The following is a 21,700-nucleotide window of genomic DNA, read 5'->3' on the forward strand; positions in this document are numbered from 1 at the left end:
TCCGGCCCGGAGAAGGGACCTCATGGACGCCACGGACGCGGCGGAAATGCGAACAAGCGCCGGAGAAGTCATTCTTCTCCGGCGCTTGCCCTTTATTCGCCCTCTTCCGCGGAGGACTCCGGCGGGTTTCCGCCCATCTTCATCTCCTGCCATTTCTCCTTGGTGATGAGGAGCTGCCGGGGCTTGGACCCCTCGAAGGGCCCTACATACCCCCGCTCCTCCAGCTGGTCCACCAGGCGCGCGGCCCGGGAGTAGCCCAGCTTCAAGCGCCGCTGGAGCATGGACGTGGACGCCTGCCCCGTCTCCAGAATGACCTCCACGGCGGCGGGGAGGAGCTCGTCCTCCTCGCTCTCCTGGGGCTCGGCGGAGGGCTTTCCGGCTTTAGCGCCCTTCTCCTGGACGGATTCCTCGATTTTGGCAATCACGTCGTCGTCGTACTGGGCCTCGCCGGTCTGCTTGACGAAGGACACCACCCGTTCGATCTCCTCCGGGGTGATGAAGCAGCCCTGGACCCGGGTGGGCTTCCCGGCCCCCAGGGGGGCGTAGAGCATGTCGCCCCGGCCCACTAATTTTTCCGCGCCGCCGTTGTCCAGGATGATCCGGGACTCCATGGAGGAGGCCACGGCGAAGGCGATGCGGCTTGGGATGTTGGCCTTCATGAGGCCGGTGATCACGTCGGCAGAGGGCCGCTGGGTGGCGATGACCAGGTGCATCCCGGCGGCGCGGCCCATCTGGGCCACCCGGCAGATGGATTCCTCCACCTCCTTGGCGGCCACCAGCATCAAATCCGCCAGCTCGTCGATGACCACCACCACGCTGGGCAGGGGCTCTATGCCCTCCTTCGTTCTGGCAAGCTGGTTGAATTCCTCCAGCTTCTTGACCCCGTGCTCGGAGAAGGTCTTGTAGCGCTTCATCATCTCGAACACCGCCCACTGGAGGGCTCCGGCGGCCTTCTTCGGGTCCGTCACCACGGGGATCAGCAGATGGGGGATGCCGTTGTAGGGGGCCAGCTCCACCATCTTGGGGTCCACCATGATAAAGCGCACGTCCTCCGGTGTGGACTTGTAGAGGAGGCTGATGATCAAGGAGTTGGTGCACACGGATTTGCCGGAGCCGGTGGTGCCCGCGATGAGTACGTGGGGCAGGGTGCCGATGTCCCCGATGACGTTCCGCCCGCCGATGTCCCGGCCCAGGGCGAAGGCCACGTTGGACTTGTGGGCGGCGAAGTCCCGGGACTCAATCACGTCCCGGATGAGCACCGGAGTCACCTGCTTGTTGGGCACCTCGATGCCCACCACGGAAATTTTATCGGGAATGGGGGCGATGCGCACGCCGGTGGCCCCCAGGGCCAGGGCGATGTCGTCCGCCAGGTTGGTGATTTTGGAGAGCTTGACCCCCTGCTCCAGGATGAACTCGTAGCGGGTGACGGAGGGGCCGTGGATCACGTCGCCGGGGGCGGCGTCCACGCCGAAGCTGGTCAGGGTCTCCGCCAGGCGGCGGGAGTTGTTCCGCAGCTCCGCCCCGGCCTCCACATGGTTTTCCCCCTGGTTCGCGTGCAGCAGATCCACCGGCGGATAGGGGTATTCCCCTTCCTCCGACGCCAGCTTCTCCTCGATTTCCGCGGCCACGGCGGCGGTCTGAGCCGCCACCTCCTTGGCCGTCTCGGCCTTGCCGCTGCGGGTGAAAGCCTCCGCCGTGGGCAGGGTCTTCTCCGGCTGGACGGGGGCGGGCTCCGGAGGGACCGGCTCCGGACGGGCCGGTTCCGGGGCGGGCGCCAAGGGTTCCGGCGTCACCGGGATGGAGGCGGCGGAGGGAACCGGCTCCGGCACCGGCGCGGGAGGCGGCACGGGGATGGCCGCCCGGGGGCGCTCCGGCTCGGGCTCGGGAACGGGCTCCGGCTTTGGGGCGGGGGCCGCTTGAAGCACCTGGTCTGGCGTGGGCTGGGCGTCGGCCTTGTGGCGGAAGAAGCCGGTGAATTTCCCGGATTTCTCCGGCCTCGCGGGCCGCTCCTCGCCGTCCAGGGGGATGTCGATCTGGGGCTTAGGCCCGGCGGCGGCCCGGCGCTTGGGCGGGTCCACAGGGGTCAGGCGGATGGCGGGCTCGGGCGGCTCCTCATAGGGCAGGCGGTTATTCCGCCAGCCGGCGAAAGCCGCCAGGGTCAGCCGCAGGGACACAAAGAGCAGGGCCACGAACAGAACGGTAAATAAAATCACCGAGGCCAGGGAGGAAAACACGGCGGCGGACCCGTTGGCCAGCACGCCGGAGACGGCTCCGCCGGACTCCAGGGCCACGCCGTCGGCCCAGATGGCCCCCAGCATCTTGAAGAAGGAGGGCTCATAGACCTTCTTGCAGAAAACCAGATGGGTCAGGCAGCCGAACAGCGGCGGCAGCAGCAGGGCGCAGGTGGTCCGCAGCTGGACGGGGCGGCCCCGGTGGAAAATCAGGATCAGCCCCGCCAGCACCAGGGCGGGACCCGCCAGCCAGTAGCCGTAGCCGAAGAGGCCCTTTAAGAGCTTGGCGAAAAAGTCCAGAAACAGGGCGTTGACGCCGAAGTAGCCCACAAAGACGCACAGGGCCAGCACCAGCAGCACGCCGCCGGTAACCTCCCGGCGGATGGGCTGCTTCTGCGGGGGCTTTTTGGTGGATCTGCCGCCGGTTTTTTTGGCGGCGGGTTTCTTTTGTGAAGAGGAAGCCACGGTTATGTACCTCCAAGAGTCCGAAATTGGTCACTTCTGTGTGAAGATCAAGGCCAGGGTGACAATGCCCGCCAGCCAGCAGTAATAGGCGAAGAAGCCGAACTTCCCCTTGTCCGCCACCAGCTTGATTAGGCGGATGCAGGCGTAGCCCACCACGGCGGAGACCGCCACGCCCACAAGATAAACCGGCACCTCCGCCCAGAGGATCTCGCCCTCCAGCGCGTCCTTGAGGCTTAGGATGTTGGCCCCCAGAATGGCGGGGATGGACATGAGGAAGGAGTAGCGGACGGCAAATTTCCGATCAAAGCCCACGAAGCACCCGGCGGTGATGGTGGTGCCGGACCGGGAGATCCCCGGGCAGGTGGCCACAGCCTGCCCCACGCCCACCAGCAGGGCGTCCAGCATTGTCGCGGATTTCTCCGTCTTCCGCCCCCGGCGCACGCGGTCGCTGGCAAAGAGGAGGCAGCCGGTGGCCAGCAGCGCGAAGGCCACGAAGTACATGTTGTCCCCCAGGGATTCGATGGTGTCCTTGATAGGCAGCACGGCGAAGAGAGGCAGGGTGCCCGCGATGATCAGCAGAATCATCCGCCGGGCGGGGGGGACGCGGCTGGGGGTGGTCCTGTGAACCAAATCGCTCACGCCATAGAAGAACTCCAGAATCATGTCCCGGATGTCCTCCCAATAAGCGGCGAATACGGCGAACAGGGTGCCCAGGTGGAGCAGCACGTCAAAAAAAGGCGGCACCGACGACGCGCCGGAGACGTTCAGCAGGTGCTCCGCAATGGCCAGATGGCCGGAGCTGGACACCGGCAGGAACTCGGTCACCCCCTGGATGACGCCCAGGAGGACGGAGGAAAACAGGGTCAAGGGATTCACACTCCTAACTTGGGGATTTTTTCATGCAGAATACAGTATACCACGGACGGGCTGTAAATTCCAGTCATATTTCCAGAAGACAAAAAAGACGGAAAAAGGCGGAGGCCGGGACTTTTCCCGGCCTCCGTTTGAGATTACGCTTACAGCAGATACGTGTACTTGTTCAGCACCGTGAGGATGAATACCTCGATGTCCGCGGGCAGCTCGTTCTTGCCGCTCAAATCCGCCTCGAAGACCTTCCCGTCCAGCCGGACCAGGACCTTGCTCCCGCCCAGGGGCAGGAAGCCCTGGTTGTTCACGCTCTCGTCAAAGCCCTCCCGGGTCTTGAACAGGGTGAACTTATCCCGGTAGGGGGCGGAGTCGTAGGGGCAGAAGATGGCGCAGTTGCCGCACTCGTTGCACATCCGGTCCACATGGAGAATCTCATGCCGTCCGTCGGGCAGCTCCACCACCACGTTGGCCCGGTTGGGGCACACGTCGGCGCAGACCTGGCACACCACGTTGCAGGTCAGGCAGCGGCCGCCCTCGCACTTGGCGGACTCGCAGAGAATGCCCTTCTTGGCAATGGCGTCCGCCCGGGAGGCCACGGCCTTGGCGGGAATCTCAAACTTGTGGGCCTCCCCAATGACGGCGTTTGCGAACCACTGGGCGTCGGCGATGCCCTCCACCACCGTGGCGGGGCCCCGCATGGCGTCGCCGCCGGCGTAGACGCCCTCTACGTTGGTGCGGAAGTCCGGCAGACCCTTGGCGTCCACCTCCACGCCGCTGGCGGTGAAGAGCTCGCTTTCCACCTTCTCGCCTACGGCGGAGATGACGGTGTCGCACTCGATTTCCACAAATTCCCCGGTGGGCTCCGGCTTCCGGCGGCCCTTCTCGTCGGGCTCGCCCAGCTTCATTTTCTCGCAGCGGAGCTTGCCGTCCTTCTGCTCCACGGGGGCCACCAGCTCCAGGAAGCTCACGCCGTCGGCAACGGCCAGCTCCAGCTCCTCCGCGTCGGCGGGCATGTACTTCTTGGTCCGGCGGTACACCAGGGTGGAGGACTTCGCCCCGGCCCGGAGGGCCGCCCGGGCGGCGTCCATGGCGGTGTTGCCGCCGCCGACCACCGCAACATGGCCCAGGGATACGTCTTTTCCGGCCTTCAAATCCTTCAGCCAGCCGATGACGGGCACCACGTTGCCGGGGATGTCCAGCCGCCCGGCCTTCCACGCGCCCACGGCGAAGAAGATATGGGTGTACCCCTGCGCTTTCAGCTCGGCAACCGAGGGGGCGGGGGTGTTCAGCTTGATCTCCGCGCCCATCTTGGCGACCAGGGCCGCGTCCTTGTCGATGGCCTCGTCGGAAATGCGGAAGCCGGGGATGACCTGGCGGACAATGCCGCCCAGCTTATCGGCTTTTTCAAAGATGGTGACGGGGATGCCCGCCCGGCCCACGAAGTAAGCCGCCGCCATGCCGGTGGGGCCGCCGCCGATGACGGCCACCTTCTTGCCGCTGTTGGCGGGGGCGGGGGCCTTCACCTTGGACAGATATTCGTCATAGCCCCGCTCCGCGGCCACCAGCTTGGTGGCCCGGATCTGGACGGAATCATCGTAATAGGTCCGGGTGCACTTGGTCTGGCAGCGGTGGGCGCAGATGGTGCCCGTGATGAAGGGCAGGGGGTTCTTCTCGCAGATGAGCCGCAGGGCGGAGGCGTACTCGCCCTTCCGGCACAGCTCAATGTACTCGGGAATGTCCTGGCCGATGGGGCAGCCGCCCTTGCAGGGAGCGGTGAAGCAGTCCAGCAGGGGCACCTTCTCGCTGAGCTTACGGCTGGGAAGGGGCTTCACGGCCTTGACGTGGTACTTATCGGACCGGGCCGCCAGGGCCAGGGCCTCGATGCCCGCCACGTCCACGCCGGTGAAGGGCTGGAACTCCAGGGCGTCCAGCTTGTCGCCGATCTGGACGAAGCGCTGGTAGCCGCCGGGCTTGAGCTCCGTGGTGGCCATGGTGATGGGCCAGATGCCCAGGGCAAAGAGCTTGTCGATGTTCAGCGCGTCGGCGCCTCCGGCGTAGCTGATGCGCATGCGGCCGCCGAACTCCTTGGAAATCCGGGCCGCCATGGTGGTGGTCAAGGGGAAGAGGGACTTGCCCGCCATGTACATTTCCTCGCTGGGCAGTTCTCCGCCCTTCACGTCCACGGGGAAGGTGTTGGAGAGCTTGAGGCCGAACTCCACGCCGGTCTTGTCCGCCAGGGCCTGGAGGCGGCGGAACATGGGCACCGCGTCCGCGTACTGGAGGTCCTCGTTAAAGTGGTGGTCGTCGAAGGCGATGTAGTCGTAGCCCATGCCGTCCAGGATGGACCGGGCGGTCTCGTAGCTCAGAATGGTGGGGTTGCACTTGACGAAGGTGTGGAGGTGTTTCTTCTCAATCAGGTAGCTGGCGATGCGTTCAATCTCGTCCGGCGGGCAGCCGTGGAGGGTGGAGAGGGTGACGCTGCCGGAGACATGGGGCGTGATGGCGTCGATGAAGGCGCTTTCGGCGGGGAAGAACTCCTTGAGGACCCGGATGCACTCCTGGAAGATGGGGGTCTTGGAGGCGTCCACCATCTCGGTGAGGAATTTGTCCACCTTGGGCCCCTGGATGCCCTCCAGGTCGTAGCCCACGGACATGTTGAAGACAAAGGCGTCAGGATCGCCCAGGCCGTAGACCTTGGCCATGATTTTACAGGCGCACCAGGCTTTTACATACTCCTCAAAGGCCTGCTGGACGTACAGCTCCGTGGACCACTCGCAGTTGTAGCACTCGTCCTCCGCCAAAATGCAGGGCCGGCTGATGCAGGCGGCCAAATCCGTGCCGTCCATCTTCTGGACGGTTTTCAGCTCGAAGAACCGGGCTCCGGCGAAGTAGCCGGCGATGATGTTCTGGGCCAATTGGGTATTGGGGCCGGCGGCGGGGCCGAAGGGGGTCTCGATTTTCTCGCCGAAGATGGGCAGGGTCTTGACGCCCGCCTTATAGGGCTTGTGGACGCCGAAGACGGTGCCGTCCTTTTGATACTCGGCGGTTACCCAGGTCATGAGTTCCCGGAACGGGATGGGGGTCATGAGTTCGGACATTGTGATACCTCCATAGAATAAATTTTAAGCGTTCAATCAAAGTGTTTTTCCGGTGGAATCTAAAAATTCCTTGAATTTTAGCCAATAGCTGTAATGGACAGAGGCGTGGCCTTTGGGGTCTTTCCTGGGACGTTCCATATTCTCAAAATAGGCAATGAGCAATTTTCTGGCGGCTTCCATTGTCCGTTCGTTTGAAAATATTTCTTGGAACGGAATTCCAATATTGTGGCGGTAAACATAGAAGACTTCGCTGGCTATATGGTCTGAATATGCGGAGGAATAGTGTGTGCTTAAATAATGGGCAAACTTTCGCTGCTGTTCCGGTATATCCATAGAAATTCCTCCCTTACAGGCAGCTGTTTGGGATGTTTCAGGAGATTACGGACAAATCCAAATAGAAAACCAACGGTGAACCTTAACATAGTGGTGCTTCAATACTCGCAGTGATTGAGCTGGCCCCAGAGCTTCTTGGAAACCTGGAGAATTTCGGCGTTGACGGCCTCCTCGTCGATTTCCGTCAGCTGGCGGTCTTTCATCAGGATTTTGCCGTTGATCATGGTCGTCTGGCACTGGCGGCCCGTCATGCCGAAGAGCATGTGCCCGTCAATGTTCGCGTCGGAAAACGGCGTGAAGGGCTTGTAGTCCATGACGATCACGTCCGCCGCCGCCCCGGCTTTCAGCACGCCCGTCTCCGGGAATCCGGCCCGCTGGGCCATCTTGGCGTTGTTTTTGAAGAGCATATCCGTCACCTCGCACCAGCCCACGCCGGGGAGGCAGGCGTTGTGCCGCTGAATCGTCAGGGCTGCCTTAATGCTCTCCAGCATGTCGTTGGTATAGGCGTCGGTGCCCAGGCCCACCAGGATGCCCTTTTTGTAGAGCTGGAGCACCGGGGAGCAGCCCACGGCGTTGCCCATGTTGCTTTCCGGGTTGTTGACGCACATGGTGTCCGTTTCTTTGATGATGTCCATTTCCGCCGTGTTCACATGGATGCAGTGGCCCAGGATGGTCTTGGGGCCCAGGATGCCGTGGTCCTGGAGGCGCTGGACCGGGCGGCGTCCGTAGTTCTGGAGGGAGTCATACACGTCGTTCATGCCCTCGGAGACATGGATGTGGTAGCCCACCCGGCCCCCGTTGGCGGCGGCCATCCGGTCGAAGGTCTTGTCGGAAATCGTAAACAGGGCGTGTCCGCCGAACATGGCCTTCAGCATGTCGGAGGGGCGGCTCTCGCAGTAGTCGATGAAGTCCTTGTTCTCCTGGACGGACTGGAGGGATTTTTCCTCGCCGTCCCGGTCGCTGACCTCATAGCACAGGCAGGCCCGCATACCCATGGACTCCGTGACCTTGGCGATTTCCATGAGGGAGCCGGGGATCTCGCAGAAGGAGGCGTGGTGGTCGAAGATGGTGGTGACGCCCTGCTTGATGGAGTCGATCACCAGAGCCTGGGCGCTGGCCTTCGTAGCCGCCAGGTCCAGGTGGCGGTCGATGTACCACCACTGGCCGTCCAGCACCTCGTAGAAGTTGGTGGGGGCGTAGCCGTTGATGCTGAGGCCCCGGGCCAGGGCGGAATAGATGTGGGTGTGGGCGTTGATGAGGCCGGGCATGATGACCCCGCCCTTGGCGTCCACGAATTCCGCCTGGGGATATTTCGCCTTCAGGGCGGCGGTTTCGCCCACCTCGACAATTTTCCCGCCGTCGGTGACCACGCCGCCGTCGGGCAGGTAGCCGGTGCCGCTGGGGTCCCGGGTGATGAGCTTGCCGTTTGCCAGTAGGATCATAAGAAAAGTCCTCCTTGAATTGAATTTCGGGTAAAAAAAGAAAGGCGCCCCAAATCCACTCGGACTTGAAACACCTGTCGGCCCGCATGGAAAGACAGGTGCGGGCCCGTGCGCGCGGCACTCCGTTGCAGCCATCTATCCTTGCTTTATTACGTTTATTGTACCGAAGAGCCCGCAAAAATGCAAGCCCCCAAACAGAGAACTTCCCCGCCTCTTTTTAGACAAAACGCCGGAAACTTCCTGCCCGTCCGGGGGCTTTTCCTGGGACCGCCGTCACTGGGGCGGGGCCTCTACATAGGCGCAGATGCGCGCGAAGGTCTCTTCGCTGAGATCGTGCTCCACCTTGCAGGCGTCCGCCGCGGCCTGTTCCGGGGAGACGCCCATCAGCTCGAAGAGCCGGGTGATGGTCTTGTGGCGGCGGTAGATGCGGCTGGCGATTTCCATGCCGGTGGCGGTCAGGGTGATGTTCCCGTCTCCGGCCATGACGATATAGCCGCTCTCCCGCAGCTTTTTCATGGCGATGCTGACGCTGGGCTTGGAATACCCCAGCTTGTTCACCACGTCGATGGACCGGACCTGGCCGGACTGCTCCTGGATGATCAAGATGGACTCCAGGTAATCCTCCGCGGATTCATGTATGACCAAGACGATGCGCCTCCCTTCTGCTTAAGTTTACCATGATAACAAAGATTTCCAAAAAATGCAAGTTGTTTTTGTCACAAGGCCCGGAAATTTTTGGAAATCTACCCAATGAACGGGGGATCGGGGGAAAAACGGGACGGAGCCGTCAGGCTCCGCCCCAAAATTTGCGGCTGCGAGGGGTTCCCGATTCAGATTTTTCCCGCCAGCACCAGCACCAGCAGGACGAAGGTCGCCAGCAGAGCCAGGGAGAACAGCAGGAAGCCCGCGTCGAAGCGGTCGCCGCTCTGGACGCTCTCCCGCTCGGGGGCCAGCCGTGCCTTCCGCAGGGCGGTGACCACGGGCTTGTAGAGGAGCAGGATCAAGGCCATGTTCAGCCCGCCCTTCACCAGGTTAAAGGGGAGGAACACGGTGGGCAGCATGGAGGCGACGGTTTCCCGGGGAATGCCCATGTAGAGGGGGGTGATCAGGTAGTTCCAGAGGATCATGACCACCGTCAGCACCACGGTGCCCAGGGCCAGGCCCAGGACCGCGCCCTTCCGGGTACGCATTTTCTTGTAGACAAAGGAGGCGGTGCAGCAGAAGGCGCAGGTGGCCAATACGTTCATGACAAGGCCGATGGGGCCGGTGTCGCTGACAGTGAACATCTCCACCAGGGCCACCACAATGGAGATGATGGCGGCGGAGAGGGGCCCGAAGAGGAAGCCGCCGATGCAGACCACGGTGTCCTTCACATCCATCTGGAGGAAGCCGGAGATCTGGGGCAGCATCTTGCTGAGGAGCATGGCCACATAGGTTAGGGCCGTCAGCATGGCCAGGGAGGTGACGGTCTTGACGGCGCTTTGGGATTCCCGGTGCATCCGGAGCTCGGCGGCGGCTCCGGCGGCGTACTCGTCGGCGGGGGCGGTGGTGACATTGGACTCGTAGTTGGACATAAGAAAACACTCCTTTACATACTTGAAAACACCCTGGATGCTTTGGCTTCTCCAAGGTGAACAAGCAGCAAAGAAGCGCGCCGAAAGGCGCGGCTCAAGCCGCACTCATCTTCTTCCATCCAGACTGTGACTGTTGGTCCCGGAGTTTCACCGGGTCAGCGGGGGCCGTGCTCTATAGAAAACGGCCTCCGGTCGCGGACTGTACCGCCAGTGGGGAATTGCGCCCCGCCCTGAAGACAAAGTATTCAGTTCTGTTTCCTGGGCCTAGTATACGATAGTCCGCCGGAAAATGCAAGCCCTAATTTTGCTCTTTTCATATTGGAACGGATGTGCTATCATAAAGGCATCAAACGGAGAGGAGGACGCCCATGAACCGTGTCATTCTCCACTGTGACCTGAACAGCTTCTACGCCTCCGTGGAGCTGCTGGACCACCCGGAACTGAAAAAGCTCCCCGTGGCCGTCTGCGGGGACCCCTCTTCCCGTCACGGCATCATCCTGGCGAAGAATGACCCCGCCAAGGGCTTCGGCGTCCGGACGGCGGAAACCATCTGGCAGGCCAGGAAGAAGTGCCCGGAGCTGATCCTCCTGCCGCCCCACCACCGGCTTTACCGGGAGTACTCCCGGAAGGTCAACGCCATCTACGACGAGTACACCGACCTGGTGGAGCCCTTCGGCATCGACGAGAGCTGGCTGGACGTGACAAACACCCTCCACCTCTTCGGCATGGATGGGGCGGCCCTGGCGGATACCCTCCGGCGGAGGGTGAAAAAGGAGCTGGGTCTGACCCTCTCCGTGGGGGTCTCCTTCAACAAGGTCTTCGCCAAGCTGGGCAGCGACTACAAAAAGCCCGACGCCACCACCGTGATTTGCCGGGAGAACTGGCGGGAGCTTGTCTGGCCCCTCCCGGCGGGGGATATGCTCTATGTGGGGGGTGCGGCGCAGAAGCTGCTGGGGCAGTACGGCGTCCGGACCATCGGAGAGCTGGCGGCGTTCCCTCGGGAGACGCTGGAGGAGCTGATGGGCAAGCTGGGGGGGCAGATCCACGACTACGCCAACGGGCTGGACCGGGAGCCGGTGCGCTCCCGCCACACCCCGGAGGCGGTGAAGTCCGTGGGCAACGGCACCACTTTCCCCAAGAACCTCACCACCCGGGCCCAGGTGGCGGCGGGCGTCCGCCTGCTGTCGGACAGCGTGGCGGGACGCCTCCGCCGGGCGGGGCTTTACGCCGGAGGGGTTCATGTGACGGTCCGGGACCCGGCCTTTCACGACCGCTCCCGCCAGCGGCAGCTCCCGGTCCCCACCCATTTGATTCGGGATATTTCCGCCGCCGCCCTGGAGCTGGCGGAGGAGCTGTGGAAGCCCCCCAATCCCGTCCGGGCCCTGACGGTGACGGCGATTCATTTGACGCCGGAGGAGGAGACCTATGAGCAGACGAATCTCTTCACCGCCGGAAGCGCCCCGGACCGGGAACGGCAGGAGCGGCTGGAGGCCGCCATGGACGGCATCCGGCGGAAGTACGGCGGCGGGTCCATCGCCTTCGGCGGACGGACGCCGGAGGACCCGGAGGAAGGGGGAGGCTTCCGAAAGAAGGGTTTTTCTTGACGGGGGAAAAATATATGATATAATTGAGAACGGGGTGAAGAGGATGAGCGATATGGAAAAGATCCTGGAAATACTTGGGGCAATGAACCGGCGGATGGATACAATGCAGGAAGACATATCGGTCCTGCGATCTGGTTCCGCTACGAAGGAAGATGTAGGGGCTCTCAAGGAAGATATGGGATCTCTCAAGGAAGATGTAGGAACTCTCAAGGAAGATGTAGGAACTCTCAAGGAAGATGTAGGGGCTCTCAAGGGAGATGTAGGAACTCTCAAGGGAGATGTAGGAACTCTCAAGGGAGATGTAGGAACTCTCAAGGGAGATGTAGGGGCTCTCAAGGAAGATGTAGGAACTCTCAAGGGAGATGTAGGAACTCTCAAGGGAGATGTAGGAACTCTCAAGGGAGATGTAGGAACTCTCAAGGGAGATGTAGGAACTCTCAAGGGAGATGTAGGAACTCTCAAGGGAGATATAGCGGCACATAAGAGAGAGATGGCTACAAAGGAAGACCTCCGGCATGCCAAGGGCGAGATGATGGCCCTGATGGAGGCATACTTTGAGCCCAAGTTTGACCTCCTGGCCGAGCAGATTAAGCTGATTCAGGAGAAGCAGGTTCCGATGGAGACTATGGAGCAGACTGAGGACCGCCTTGACGTTCTGGAGGCGGTTGTTAAGAGTCATTCTGCGGAAATCCGAAGGCTGAAAAAAGCGCAGTGACGCGCAATGCTATAGATGGATATTTATGAGGGGAGCGGCTGTAGGCCGCTCCCCTTTCACTCTTTATCAATGTGGTTCTGAATCCGCTGCATGATCATCTCCAGGGCCACCAGGTTATGGCCCCCCTCCAAAACGATGATATCGGCGTACTTCCGGGAGGGCTCCACATACTGCTCATGCATGGGCTTTACCGTGGTCAGGTACTGGGTCACCACGGACCGCAGGGTCCGTCCCCGCTCCTCCACGTCCCGCAGGCAGCGGCGGAGGATGCGCTCGTCCGCGTCGGTCTCCACAAAGATCTTAATATCAAACAGCTCCCGGAGGAGGGGCTCGTGGAGGATCAAAAAGCCCTCCACAATCAAAACCTTGGTGGGGAAGATCTCCACCGTCTTGTCCGTCCGGTTGTGGTCCACATAGGAGTATACCGGGCACTGGACGGAGCGGCCCTCCCGCAGCTCCCGGAGGTGCCGGATCAGAAGGTCCGTCTCAAAGGCGTCGGGGTGGTCGTAGTTCTGGAGGGCCCGCTCCTCGTAGGTCTTGCCCTCCTGCCGCTTGTAGTAGCTGTCGTGCCCAATCACGGTGACGCTGCCGCCAAAGTGATCCTTCAAATGCTGGGCCAGGGTGGTTTTGCCGGAGCCGCTTCCCCCGGCGATGCCGATGATGATGGCGTTCATACCGTGTTCCTCCCGTCGGTTCGATTTGATTCCCCAAGTTCCATTATATGGTTCCGGGGCGAAAAAGCAAGGAGAACCTGAAAAGTTCACAAATTTTGACGAACTCGCACTTGACGGCGGCTTGGAAAATGGATATGATAGAAAATGCGATGATAACAAAACCCGCGGGGTTTTGACGATGAAGATCACATAAAGATCACATACGGGAGGACCGACATGGCAATGAAGCGCTGCCCCGTCTGCGGGGAGAGATATTCCGACACCTATAAAGAGTGCCCCTTCTGCGAGGAAGAGGAGTACTGGGAGGACGAGCAGCAGGAGCCTGCACGCCGCCCCATCCTCCGGGAGGGGGTCCGAAGCCCCGGCGGCCATGGAGGCCACGGCGGGCGGAGCGCCTACAGCATCGTGACGCCCATTTTGCTGGTTTTGATTGTACTGATGGCCCTGCTGCTGGTGTACCTTCTCTACGGGGACAAGCTCTTCGGCAAGGACAAGGACCCGGAGGACAACAAGCCCGGCATCACGGAGCCGCAGCAGCCGGATGTTTCCACCCCCGCGCCCGGCAATACCCCCGCTGTGGACCCCGGCGAAACGGACGGCCCGGACGCCTCCGGCGATCCCGGCGCGGAAGAACCCGGCACGGACGCTCCGGAACTTCCGGGCACCAGCACCGCGCCCGAGGGAAGCGGCACGACACCCGGCGGCAGTTCCGACGGCACGACGCCCGGCGGCAGCTCCGGCGGCATGAGCTACGCCTCCGCCGCGGCCCTGCCCGGCGGCCTGACGCTGAACAGTACGGACTTTACCCGCAATGTTTCCGAGGGGGCCTATAAGCTGCGGGTGTCCGGCGGCACCGGGACCTATACCTGGATCAGCGAGAACCCCTCCATCGCCACCGTGGGCAGCGACGGCACAATCACCCCCGTGGCCGCCGGCATCACCAATGTCGTGGTCACCGACGGGTCCAAGCGGGCCATCTGCATCGTCCGGGTCACCGGCGGCTCCGCCCCGTCCGGCGGCGGGACCACTTCTGGCGGGACCACCTCTGGCGGAACCACTTCTGGCGGGACCACCTCTGGCGGGACCTTGAAAGCGGGCAAGGCCGTGGTGGTCAACGGCGGCAACGGCGTCCGGGTCCGCTCCGGCCCCGGCACCAGCTACGACATCCTGGCCACCGTGCCCAACGGCGGCTCTGTCCAGGTGGTCCGCGCCACGGGGACCGACGACTGGTACGAGATCACCTTCACCGCCGTGGGCGGCGTGACCACCACCGGCTATATGAAGGGCGAGTTCCTTGCAAACGGCTGAGACAAAACGGCATCCCCGGACGGTTTCCGTCCGGGGATGTTTCTTGCATCCGGCAGAGAGTTATGCTATAATCCTAAACTGTAAAATTATGTACTGACAACGGAGGACGTCTCTATGACCACCCAGGATTTCCAGCGAAAATCCCCCCTGCAAATCTTCCTCTCCTACTTCCGGCCCCACCGGAAGCTGTTCATCATGGACCTGGCCTGTGCCCTGCTGATTTCCCTGATCGACCTGGCCTTTCCCGCCGTGTCCCGCTGGTGCATGTACGAGCTTTTGCCGCAAAGCGCCTATAGGACTTTCTTTGCCGTCATGGCGGTGGTGTTTGCCGCTTTCGTTCTCCGGGCCCTGCTGACCTATGTCATCTGCTACTGGGGCCACACCTTCGGCATCCTGGTGGAGGCGGACATCCGCCACGACCTCTTCCGCCACATGCAGGAGCTGAGCTTCAACTACTACGACAAGAACCGCACCGGCCAGCTCATGAGCCGCCTCACGGCGGACCTTTTCGACATCACGGAGCTGGCCCACCACGGGCCGGAGGACATTTTCATCTCCGGCGTCACCATCGTGGGGTCCCTAATCATCATGTTCACCATCCAGTGGCGGCTGGCCCTGGTGATTGCCTGCATCGTCCCGGTGTTCTTCGCCGTGGTCTGGTCCTGCCGCCGCTCCATGAGCGAGGCCTCCGCCGCCGTGAAGCAGAAAACCGCCGTCATTAACTCCGACATCGAGTCCGGCCTCTCCGGCATCCGCACGGCCAAGGCCTTCGCCAACGAGGGGGCGGAGCTCCAGAAGTTCGACAGCTCCAACGCAACCTTCAAGACCTCCAAGCGGGCCTTCCACAAGGCCATGGGCCGCTTCAACGCCACCATGGAGTTCTTCCTCTGCATCCTCTCCGCCGCCGTCATCGCTGCCGGGGGGCTGTTCATCATGCGGGGGGAGCTGAACGTCATTGACCTGACCACCTTCAGCCTTTATATCACCACCTTCGTCACCCCGGTGCGAAAGCTCAGCAACTTCGCCGAGCTCTTCGCCAACGGCACGGCGGGCCTGGGCCGCTTCATCGAGCTGATGCGGGAGGAGCCCGCCCTGAAGGACGCGCCGGACGCCCGGCGGCTGGACCGGGTGGAGGGCAAAATCGACGTGGACCATGTGAGCTTTGCCTATCAGGGCGACGCGGCGGTGCTGCGGGACGTGGACCTCCATATCCGCCCTGGCGAGACGCTGGCGGTGGTGGGGCCCTCCGGCGGGGGAAAGTCCACCCTCTGCCAGCTCATCCCCCGGTTTTACGATGTGACGGAAGGGGCCGTCCGGCTGGACGGCGCGGACGTGCGGCAGGTGACCCAGGAGTCCCTCCGGCGGAACGTGGGCGTGGTCCAGCAGGACGTGTTCCTCTTTGCCGCCAGCATCCTGGAGAACATCCGCTACGGCCGCCCCGGGGCAACCGAAGAGGAAGTGGCCCGGGCCGCCCGCCTGGCGGAGATCTACGACGATATCGTCGCCATGCCCGACGGGTTCAACACCTATGTGGGCGAGCGGGGCGTGCTTCTCTCCGGCGGGCAGAAGCAGCGGATTTCCATTGCCCGCATCTTTTTGAAGGACCCCCCGGTGCTGATTCTGGACGAGGCCACGTCGGCCCTGGACAGCGTGACGGAGGCCAAGCTCCAGGAGGCCTTTGACAAGCTCTCTCAGGGCCGGACCACCATCATCATCGCCCACCGGCTCTCCACCGTCCGCAATGCGGACCGCATCGCCGTCATTGAGGACGGGCGCATGGTGGAGCTGGGAAGCCACGAGGAGCTGATGGCCAAGGACGGGGCCTATGCCGCCCTGGTCCACACCCAGGAGCTGCGCCATGGATAAGGGCGCGCTGCTGGACCGCCTGGGCCTTGCCGGGGAGGACCGGCTGGCCCTGGCGAAGGTGCTGGACAAGGCGGAGCAGGCGTCAGGGCGGAACATTCCCGCCGCCACGGACTTCCTCAGCCCCCAGCAGCGGGCCCAGGCCCTGGACCTTCTGCATCTGGCGGGGATTTCCGAGAGCGCTTACGTGCTCCAGGGGGGCTATGAGGGGGCGGAGCGGCAGGTTTTGCAGTTCCTCCCCGACTGGATGGAGCCGGAGAGCGCCGAGGCCCCCATCCGCTGTCTCCGGGCCGTCTTCCGGGAGGAGGAGAAGCTGACCCACCGGGATTTCCTGGGGAGCCTGATGGGCATGGGCATTGTGCGGGAGAAGGTGGGGGACATTCTTGTGGCCCCCGGAAGCGCGGACCTTTTGGTTTTGGAGGGCGTTGCGGACTTTCTCCTGCAAAGCTGGAACTCCGCCGGGCGAGCAAAGCTCCGGGTTTTCGCCATCGAGCCGGAAAACCTCCATATTCCAACGGTTCAGCGGAAGGAGGTCCGGGACACGGTGTCCTCTCTCCGGCTGGACGCGGTGGCGGCCTCCGGCTTCCGGCTGGCCCGGGGGAAGGCCGCCGCCCTCATTGAAAGCGGCAAGGTTCAGCTCAACTGGCGGGAGTGCGTGAAGCCGGACAAGCTGCTGGAGGCGGGGGACGTGGTGTCCGCCCGGGGCTTTGGAAAATTCGAGCTCAGCGAGGTGGGGGGCCTGACCCGGAAGGGGCGCGTCTCCATCGTCTTGCGGGTTTACGTTTGAGGCGGGAAGAAATCCGGTACCAATTTGAAGAACGGCGGGCCGGAAACCCGTATGGAATAGGGGGAGGGTTTGGAATGATGGACTATGCGTTTGAGACGGTTGCCGCCGACGAGGGGTTTTTCGTGGGAAAGACCACCGGCCACCGGGAGGCCATTCTCCGGCGGGCGGCGGAGGGCTGGCGCTATGCCGGGTGGATTCCCACCCAGCAGATGAACGGCTCCATTTTGGAAATCGATTTGGTATTCGAGCGGGAACAGGGGGGACAAGCATGAAGCAGGAGCAGATCGACCGCATCAACGAGCTGGCCCGGAAGGCCCGGTTCACGGGGCTGACCCCGGACGAGGAGAAGGAGCGGGCCGTCCTCCGCCGGGCGTATATCGACTCGGTGCTGGGGAATCTCAAAAGCCAGCTGGACCACACCTACATCGTGGACGAGCAGGGGAACAAGCGGAAGCTGGAGAAGAAAGAGACGGAGGATTGACCATGGCGGAGAATCGAAAAAAGACGTCCGGCGGAGGGGATTGGGGCTGGCCCCTGATCATATTGTCCTTTTGCTTCGGCCTCTGGCCCGTGGGGCTGGTACTGCTGTTCGGCAAGCTTTTCGCCGACGACGAGAAAAAGCCCGTTCAGAAGGCCCCGCCCCTCCAGGGCACGCCGGGACAGACGGCCCAGGCTTCCGGGACCGTGACCGCCCCGCCCCGGCGGCAGACGAAAGCCGCCAAGGCGGTGAAGAAGGTCACCAAGTCCCCGGCGGCGAAGAAGTCCAACGCCTGGTGGCTGAAAATCGGCGGACTGGCGCTGCTGTTCTTCGGCTTGAATGGGATGGTGGACGCGATAGACAGCTTGCTGTGGGTCCTGCAAAACGGGACGGCCGCCCTTTGGTGGCTGGAGGACCTGCTGGGGGGACTGGCCATTACCGCCGGAGGCGGGGCTATGCTGTACAGCGGCCTCTCCATGGACCGCCAGCTCAAGCGGTTTTCCAAGTACCTCCTGGTCCTGGGGGACCGGGAGGCCATGCCCATCGACGAGCTGGCCCGGACCCTGGGCTACTCGGAGCGGCGGGTGGAAAAGGACCTGGAGAAAATGATCGACAAGGGCTATTTCGGCGGGAAAGCCTATCTCAACGTGGAGCTGGGCTACCTCTTCCGGGGCGGGAACGCCGCGGAAACGGCCTTCCGCCAGCGGTTCGAGGAGGCCCAGGAGGCGGCGGAGCCCAAAGCGCCGCCCAAGGAGGCGGAGGAGGGCTATTCCGGCATCCTCCGCAACATCCGCCGGGCCAACGACCAGATTGCGGACCCTGTGCTCTCCGCCAAAATCGACCGGCTGGAGGAGATCACCGCCAAAATCTTCAAAGCCGTGGAGGAGGACCCCAGGAAGAAAGACCGCATCGGTACTTTCCTGAACTACTACCTGCCCACCACTCAGAAGCTGCTGGACTCCTACGCCCAGTTTGAGTCCGCCGGGGTGGAGGGGGACAACCTCCGCCAGGCCAAGCAGCGGATTGAGACTACCATGGACTCCATCGTCAAGGGCTTTGAGCATCAGTTGGACGAGCTCTACCAGGCGGACGCCATGGACGTGGACTCGGACATCCGGGTGATGGAGCACATGCTCCGCCGGGACACCGGCAGCGCGGAGGAGGACTTCGGCCTGGGCGGGGGCGCCGTCCAGGCGGAGGAGGAATGACAAACGGCCCGGTCCACCCTGGGCCGGGCCGTTTTCCGGGAATGTAAACCTGCGGTTAGCAGAAAGAATGTCCTTGGTTGGTGGAACAAACCCGCCTCACCCTGCTATCATTGGAGCCAACAAAGGAGGGATGCCCCATGACGACCGGACGTCGCGTGGCCCAGAAGCGAAAGGAGCTCGGCCTCTCCCAGGAGGCCCTGGGGGAGAAGCTGGGCGTGTCCCGGCAGTCCATTTACAAGTGGGAATCCGACGGCGCATTGCCGGAGGTGGAGAAGCTGGTGGCCTTGAGCCGCCTGTTCGGCGTGTCCGTGGGCTGGCTTCTGGGGGTGGAGGAGGAAGCCGCCCCATCCGGCGGGGAACTGACGGCGGAGCAGCTTGCCCTGGTGGAGGAGATCGCCGCCCGGTACGCGCCGAAGCCCCGGCTGTCCGAGCACCGGAGGGCGGTGGTGAAAATGTCCGCCGTCACGGCGGCGGTGTGCCTGTGCGTGGTGCTCTGGGGCTTTTACCGGCGGCTGGAGGACCTAACCCGGAATTACTCCTATCTGCAAGCCGCCATCATCCAGGTGGAGGCCGGGGTGAACGGCCAGATCGGCGGCGTCTCCAGCCGGGTGGAGGAGCTTCTGCAAGAGCAGAACGCCGTCACCGCCGATTACGGCGTCTCCCTGCGGAACGTGAACGTGGCCGGGAACCGGGCGAAGTTCACGGCCTACGCCGTGCCCAGGACCTACGTGGAGGGCATGAGGGCGGCGTTCTACGCCGAGGGCGGCGACTGCCGGGTCATTGTCTCCCAGGGGGATGGACATCGGTTCGAGGCCGATTTGTACTGCGAACTGGAGGAGGCGATGACCATCTGCGTGGACTTCCTCTACCCGGACGGGACCCGCCAGACCCAGGTGCTGAAGCGCTATACGGGCCTCTACGGCCAGACGTTCCCGGCGGTGCGGGCGGATTATGCCCTGGGCTTTAAGCCGGTGGAAAACGGGACCTTTGCCCTGGTGGAGTCCAGAGGGAGCAGGGAAGAGTACGGGCGCCTGGACTGGAACCCGATGGGGATTCAGCCGGGACTTCCCGAAAATACCCCGCCCGTGGCGGAGCTGGAAAGCCTGCGGGTGGGCCTGTTTCGGAATATGAAGCTGGTGGACTGGGCGGTGTTCACCGTGACGCCGGGGGTGGTGGAGGAGGAGACCGCCGTCCTCACCGGGGAGCAGTGGAAGGCCCTGGACAAGCTCCGGCAGAACGACGGGGGCGGCACCAGAGGCTACCAGTGGCTTAATTTCCATTTTGCGCCCCAGGAGGTCCCGGCGGAGGCCGGGGACGTGTTCCAGGTGGCGGCGGTCATGGAGGACGTGTATGGCCGCACGGCGGTCCGGTCCGGCGGGGCCTTCGGCCTGGACGAGGGCTGGAAGGAGCTGACCAACCTGGACGCGGATACCTCCAATACGGACCCGGAGGGCTGGGTGCTTGAATAGGAAACGGGACTGCAAAAGCAGTCCCGTTTTTCGTTCATTCGGCGGAAAAGACCTTCCTGCCGTCGCTCCACACGGCTTTGACCGCGCCCCTCTGCCGCCGGTAGACGCAGCGCTCCAGCCGCTCCGCCGCCGTCAGGGGGTGGGGCTGGGGGAGGTCCCCGTCCGCCAGCACAATGGCATGGAGGCGGTTCCCCGGGGCGAAGCCCGGCTGCTCCCCAAAGAACGCCGCCCCGGCGGAGGTCCCCAAGTACCAGCCCTCCGCCACGGTGAGGAAGTCCGTGTCCCAGCCGTCCAGAATCCGCCGGGCCTTGGAGGCTCGGATGGAGGCCGCCGCCACGTCGAACATGCTCAGATGGTCCCCACCGGCGATGTCGCTGCCCAGGGCCACCTTCAGCCCCTCCTTCAGCATCACCCGCACCGGGGCCGTGCCGGAGCAGATATTCTGGTTGGAGTCCGCGCAGTGGACCACCGTCACTCCGGCGGTGCGCATCGCCGCCCGCTCCCGCTCGTCGGACCAGACGCAGTGGGCCATCAGGGTCCGGTCGTTCCAGAGGCCGTATTTCGCGTAAGTCTCCCAATACTGTCCGCAATCAGGATGCAGTTCTTTTACCCATTGGATTTCCCCGGTGTTCTCCGACAGGTGGGACTGGACCGGGAGGCCCCGCTCCGCCGCCAGCTTCCCCAAAAAGTCCATCAGTTCATTGGTGCAGGAGGGGGTGAACCGGGGGGTGAGGATGGGCTTGACGTGCCGGAAGTCCCGGCACTCCTCCAGCCAGCGGAGGGTTTCCCGCTGGGATTCCTCCGTCTCCTCCTGGAGGGCGGGGATGCCGTTGCGGTCCATGTTCACCTTGCCCACGTATCCGGTGACCCCGGCTTTTTCCAGCTCCTCCATCAAAATCAGCGTGGCCTGGCGGTGGAGGGAGGAGAACATGCACACCCTTGTGGTCCCGTTTTCAATCAGCTCCCGGGCAAGCTTGCGGTAGACCTCCCGGGCGTAGTCCGGGTCGGCGAAGCGGGCCTCGGTGGGGAAGGTGTAGGTGTTTAGCCAGTCCAAAAGCGGCAGGTCCATGCCCATGCCCAGCATAGGATACTGGGGGGCGTGGAGGTGGAGGTCCGCGAAGGACTGCAAAATCAGGGCGTCCCCGTAATCCTCCACCGCCGCCCTGGCGTATTGCTCCGGCAGGGCGGGAAAGACCCCGGTGATGCTGCCGTCCTCCGCCACCAGACAGCCGTTTTCCGTGATGTCCAGCTTCCCCAGGGCCGGAGCGGAGACCACCGTGCCCTTTAAAATGGTAATCGACATGCCAACAACCCCTTTTCTAATTTGCCGGTACAAAAACAAAAAGGACGCCTGCGCGGGCAGGGGGATTCCCCCCTCCGTACAGACACCCATAGAGAAGCCTTCGGCGGCTTCGTAGAAACGCCCGCGCCATACAGCGGGCTTATATGAGGCCCTTCGCCTTGTATCCAGTTACATATAGTATACCATGTCCTTCGGAGGAAAGCAAGCACCACTTCTGACCTCTCCGCTTATACTGGCATACGGGCGGCCCGGGACCCATGCGCCGCCCGAATCAAGAATAA

General features: G+C 63.1%; 18 protein-coding genes and 2 riboswitches. Of the genes, 9 read left to right on the forward strand and 9 right to left on the reverse strand.

From position 1 onward, the window contains the following. Nucleotides 1-92: 92 nt before the first annotated feature. The 7 genes from Q1M04_RS06675 to Q1M04_RS06705 form a co-directional block, all read right to left on the reverse strand. Nucleotides 93-2,696 carry a DNA translocase FtsK gene (locus Q1M04_RS06675; protein ID WP_300345931.1) on the reverse strand — a complete coding sequence of 868 codons (2,604 nt, stop codon included), beginning with the start codon at nucleotides 2,694-2,696 and terminating at the stop codon, nucleotides 93-95. A gap of 30 nt (nucleotides 2,697-2,726) precedes the next feature. Continuing rightward, nucleotides 2,727-3,572: an undecaprenyl-diphosphate phosphatase gene (locus Q1M04_RS06680; protein ID WP_297999748.1), complete on the reverse strand. Its 846-nt coding sequence runs from the start codon at nucleotides 3,570-3,572 to the stop codon at nucleotides 2,727-2,729. A gap of 140 nt (nucleotides 3,573-3,712) precedes the next feature. Continuing rightward, nucleotides 3,713-6,661: a putative selenate reductase subunit YgfK gene (gene ygfK, locus Q1M04_RS06685; protein ID WP_297999746.1), complete on the reverse strand. Its 2,949-nt coding sequence runs from the start codon at nucleotides 6,659-6,661 to the stop codon at nucleotides 3,713-3,715. A 36-nt stretch (nucleotides 6,662-6,697) separates the two neighbouring features. Then, on the reverse strand, nucleotides 6,698-6,994 hold the full coding sequence (locus Q1M04_RS06690) for a hypothetical protein (RefSeq protein ID WP_295757296.1): 297 nt from the start codon (nucleotides 6,992-6,994) through the stop codon (nucleotides 6,698-6,700). A gap of 98 nt (nucleotides 6,995-7,092) precedes the next feature. Then, nucleotides 7,093-8,436, reverse strand: a complete 1,344-nt coding sequence (ssnA, locus tag Q1M04_RS06695) for a putative aminohydrolase SsnA (protein ID WP_295757295.1) — start codon at nucleotides 8,434-8,436, stop codon at nucleotides 7,093-7,095. Between the two features lie 273 nt (nucleotides 8,437-8,709). Further along, entirely contained in the window at nucleotides 8,710-9,081 is a 372-nt protein-coding gene (locus Q1M04_RS06700) for a metal-dependent transcriptional regulator (RefSeq protein WP_293280914.1), read from the reverse strand. A 185-nt stretch (nucleotides 9,082-9,266) separates the two neighbouring features. Next, nucleotides 9,267-10,010, reverse strand: coding sequence for an ECF transporter S component (locus Q1M04_RS06705; protein WP_325187563.1), 744 nt, complete (start codon nucleotides 10,008-10,010; stop codon nucleotides 9,267-9,269). A gap of 103 nt (nucleotides 10,011-10,113) precedes the next feature. Continuing rightward, nucleotides 10,114-10,252, reverse strand: a riboswitch (FMN riboswitch). A gap of 126 nt (nucleotides 10,253-10,378) precedes the next feature. On the opposite strand from Q1M04_RS06705, the gene Q1M04_RS06710 reads away from it, so the two are divergent. Together Q1M04_RS06710 and Q1M04_RS06715 are read left to right on the forward strand one after the other, a co-directional pair. After that, nucleotides 10,379-11,614, forward strand: coding sequence for a DNA polymerase IV (locus Q1M04_RS06710; protein ID WP_297999743.1), 1,236 nt, complete (start codon nucleotides 10,379-10,381; stop codon nucleotides 11,612-11,614). A 52-nt stretch (nucleotides 11,615-11,666) separates the two neighbouring features. After that, on the forward strand, nucleotides 11,667-12,329 hold the full coding sequence (locus Q1M04_RS06715) for a hypothetical protein (protein WP_300446965.1): 663 nt from the start codon (nucleotides 11,667-11,669) through the stop codon (nucleotides 12,327-12,329). Between the two features lie 56 nt (nucleotides 12,330-12,385). On the opposite strand, the gene udk is transcribed toward Q1M04_RS06715, so the two are convergent. Further along, nucleotides 12,386-13,003: a uridine kinase gene (udk, locus tag Q1M04_RS06720; protein WP_293280921.1), complete on the reverse strand. Its 618-nt coding sequence runs from the start codon at nucleotides 13,001-13,003 to the stop codon at nucleotides 12,386-12,388. A gap of 216 nt (nucleotides 13,004-13,219) precedes the next feature. On the opposite strand from udk, the gene Q1M04_RS06725 reads away from it, so the two are divergent. From Q1M04_RS06725 to Q1M04_RS06755, 7 genes are all read left to right on the forward strand, one after another. Beyond that, nucleotides 13,220-14,311, forward strand: coding sequence for an SH3 domain-containing protein (locus tag Q1M04_RS06725; RefSeq protein ID WP_300345933.1), 1,092 nt, complete (start codon nucleotides 13,220-13,222; stop codon nucleotides 14,309-14,311). A gap of 114 nt (nucleotides 14,312-14,425) precedes the next feature. Then, complete coding sequence (locus Q1M04_RS06730; protein WP_293280851.1) at nucleotides 14,426-16,177, forward strand: ABC transporter ATP-binding protein; 1,752 nt, start codon at nucleotides 14,426-14,428, stop codon at nucleotides 16,175-16,177. Continuing rightward, the gene (locus tag Q1M04_RS06735; RefSeq protein WP_300345934.1) at nucleotides 16,170-16,961 is read left to right on the forward strand and encodes an RNA-binding protein; all 792 of its coding nucleotides are present in this window, start codon (nucleotides 16,170-16,172) and stop codon (nucleotides 16,959-16,961) included. The genes Q1M04_RS06730 and Q1M04_RS06735 overlap by 8 nt, the downstream gene beginning before the upstream one ends. 74 nt (nucleotides 16,962-17,035) lie before the next feature. Continuing rightward, nucleotides 17,036-17,233: a DUF4177 domain-containing protein gene (locus Q1M04_RS06740; RefSeq protein ID WP_293280847.1), complete on the forward strand. Its 198-nt coding sequence runs from the start codon at nucleotides 17,036-17,038 to the stop codon at nucleotides 17,231-17,233. Next, entirely contained in the window at nucleotides 17,230-17,442 is a 213-nt protein-coding gene (locus Q1M04_RS06745) for a DUF896 domain-containing protein (protein ID WP_300345935.1), read from the forward strand. Before Q1M04_RS06740 ends, Q1M04_RS06745 begins: the two co-directional genes overlap by 4 nt. Before the next feature lie 2 nt (nucleotides 17,443-17,444). Continuing rightward, complete coding sequence (locus Q1M04_RS06750; RefSeq protein ID WP_300345936.1) at nucleotides 17,445-18,647, forward strand: 5-bromo-4-chloroindolyl phosphate hydrolysis family protein; 1,203 nt, start codon at nucleotides 17,445-17,447, stop codon at nucleotides 18,645-18,647. Between the two features lie 137 nt (nucleotides 18,648-18,784). Continuing rightward, the gene (locus tag Q1M04_RS06755; RefSeq protein WP_300345937.1) at nucleotides 18,785-20,116 is read left to right on the forward strand and encodes a helix-turn-helix domain-containing protein; all 1,332 of its coding nucleotides are present in this window, start codon (nucleotides 18,785-18,787) and stop codon (nucleotides 20,114-20,116) included. Nucleotides 20,117-20,150: 34 nt separating this feature from the next. Here Q1M04_RS06755 and Q1M04_RS06760 read toward each other — a convergent pair whose 3' ends face one another. Beyond that, the gene (locus Q1M04_RS06760) at nucleotides 20,151-21,419 is read right to left on the reverse strand and encodes an amidohydrolase family protein (RefSeq protein ID WP_300345938.1); all 1,269 of its coding nucleotides are present in this window, start codon (nucleotides 21,417-21,419) and stop codon (nucleotides 20,151-20,153) included. Between the two features lie 69 nt (nucleotides 21,420-21,488). Beyond that, nucleotides 21,489-21,586, reverse strand: a riboswitch (purine riboswitch). Nucleotides 21,587-21,700: the final 114 nt, after the last annotated feature.

The organism is uncultured Oscillibacter sp. (assembly GCF_950073225.1).
GTDB lineage: Bacteria > Bacillota > Clostridia > Oscillospirales > Oscillospiraceae > Oscillibacter.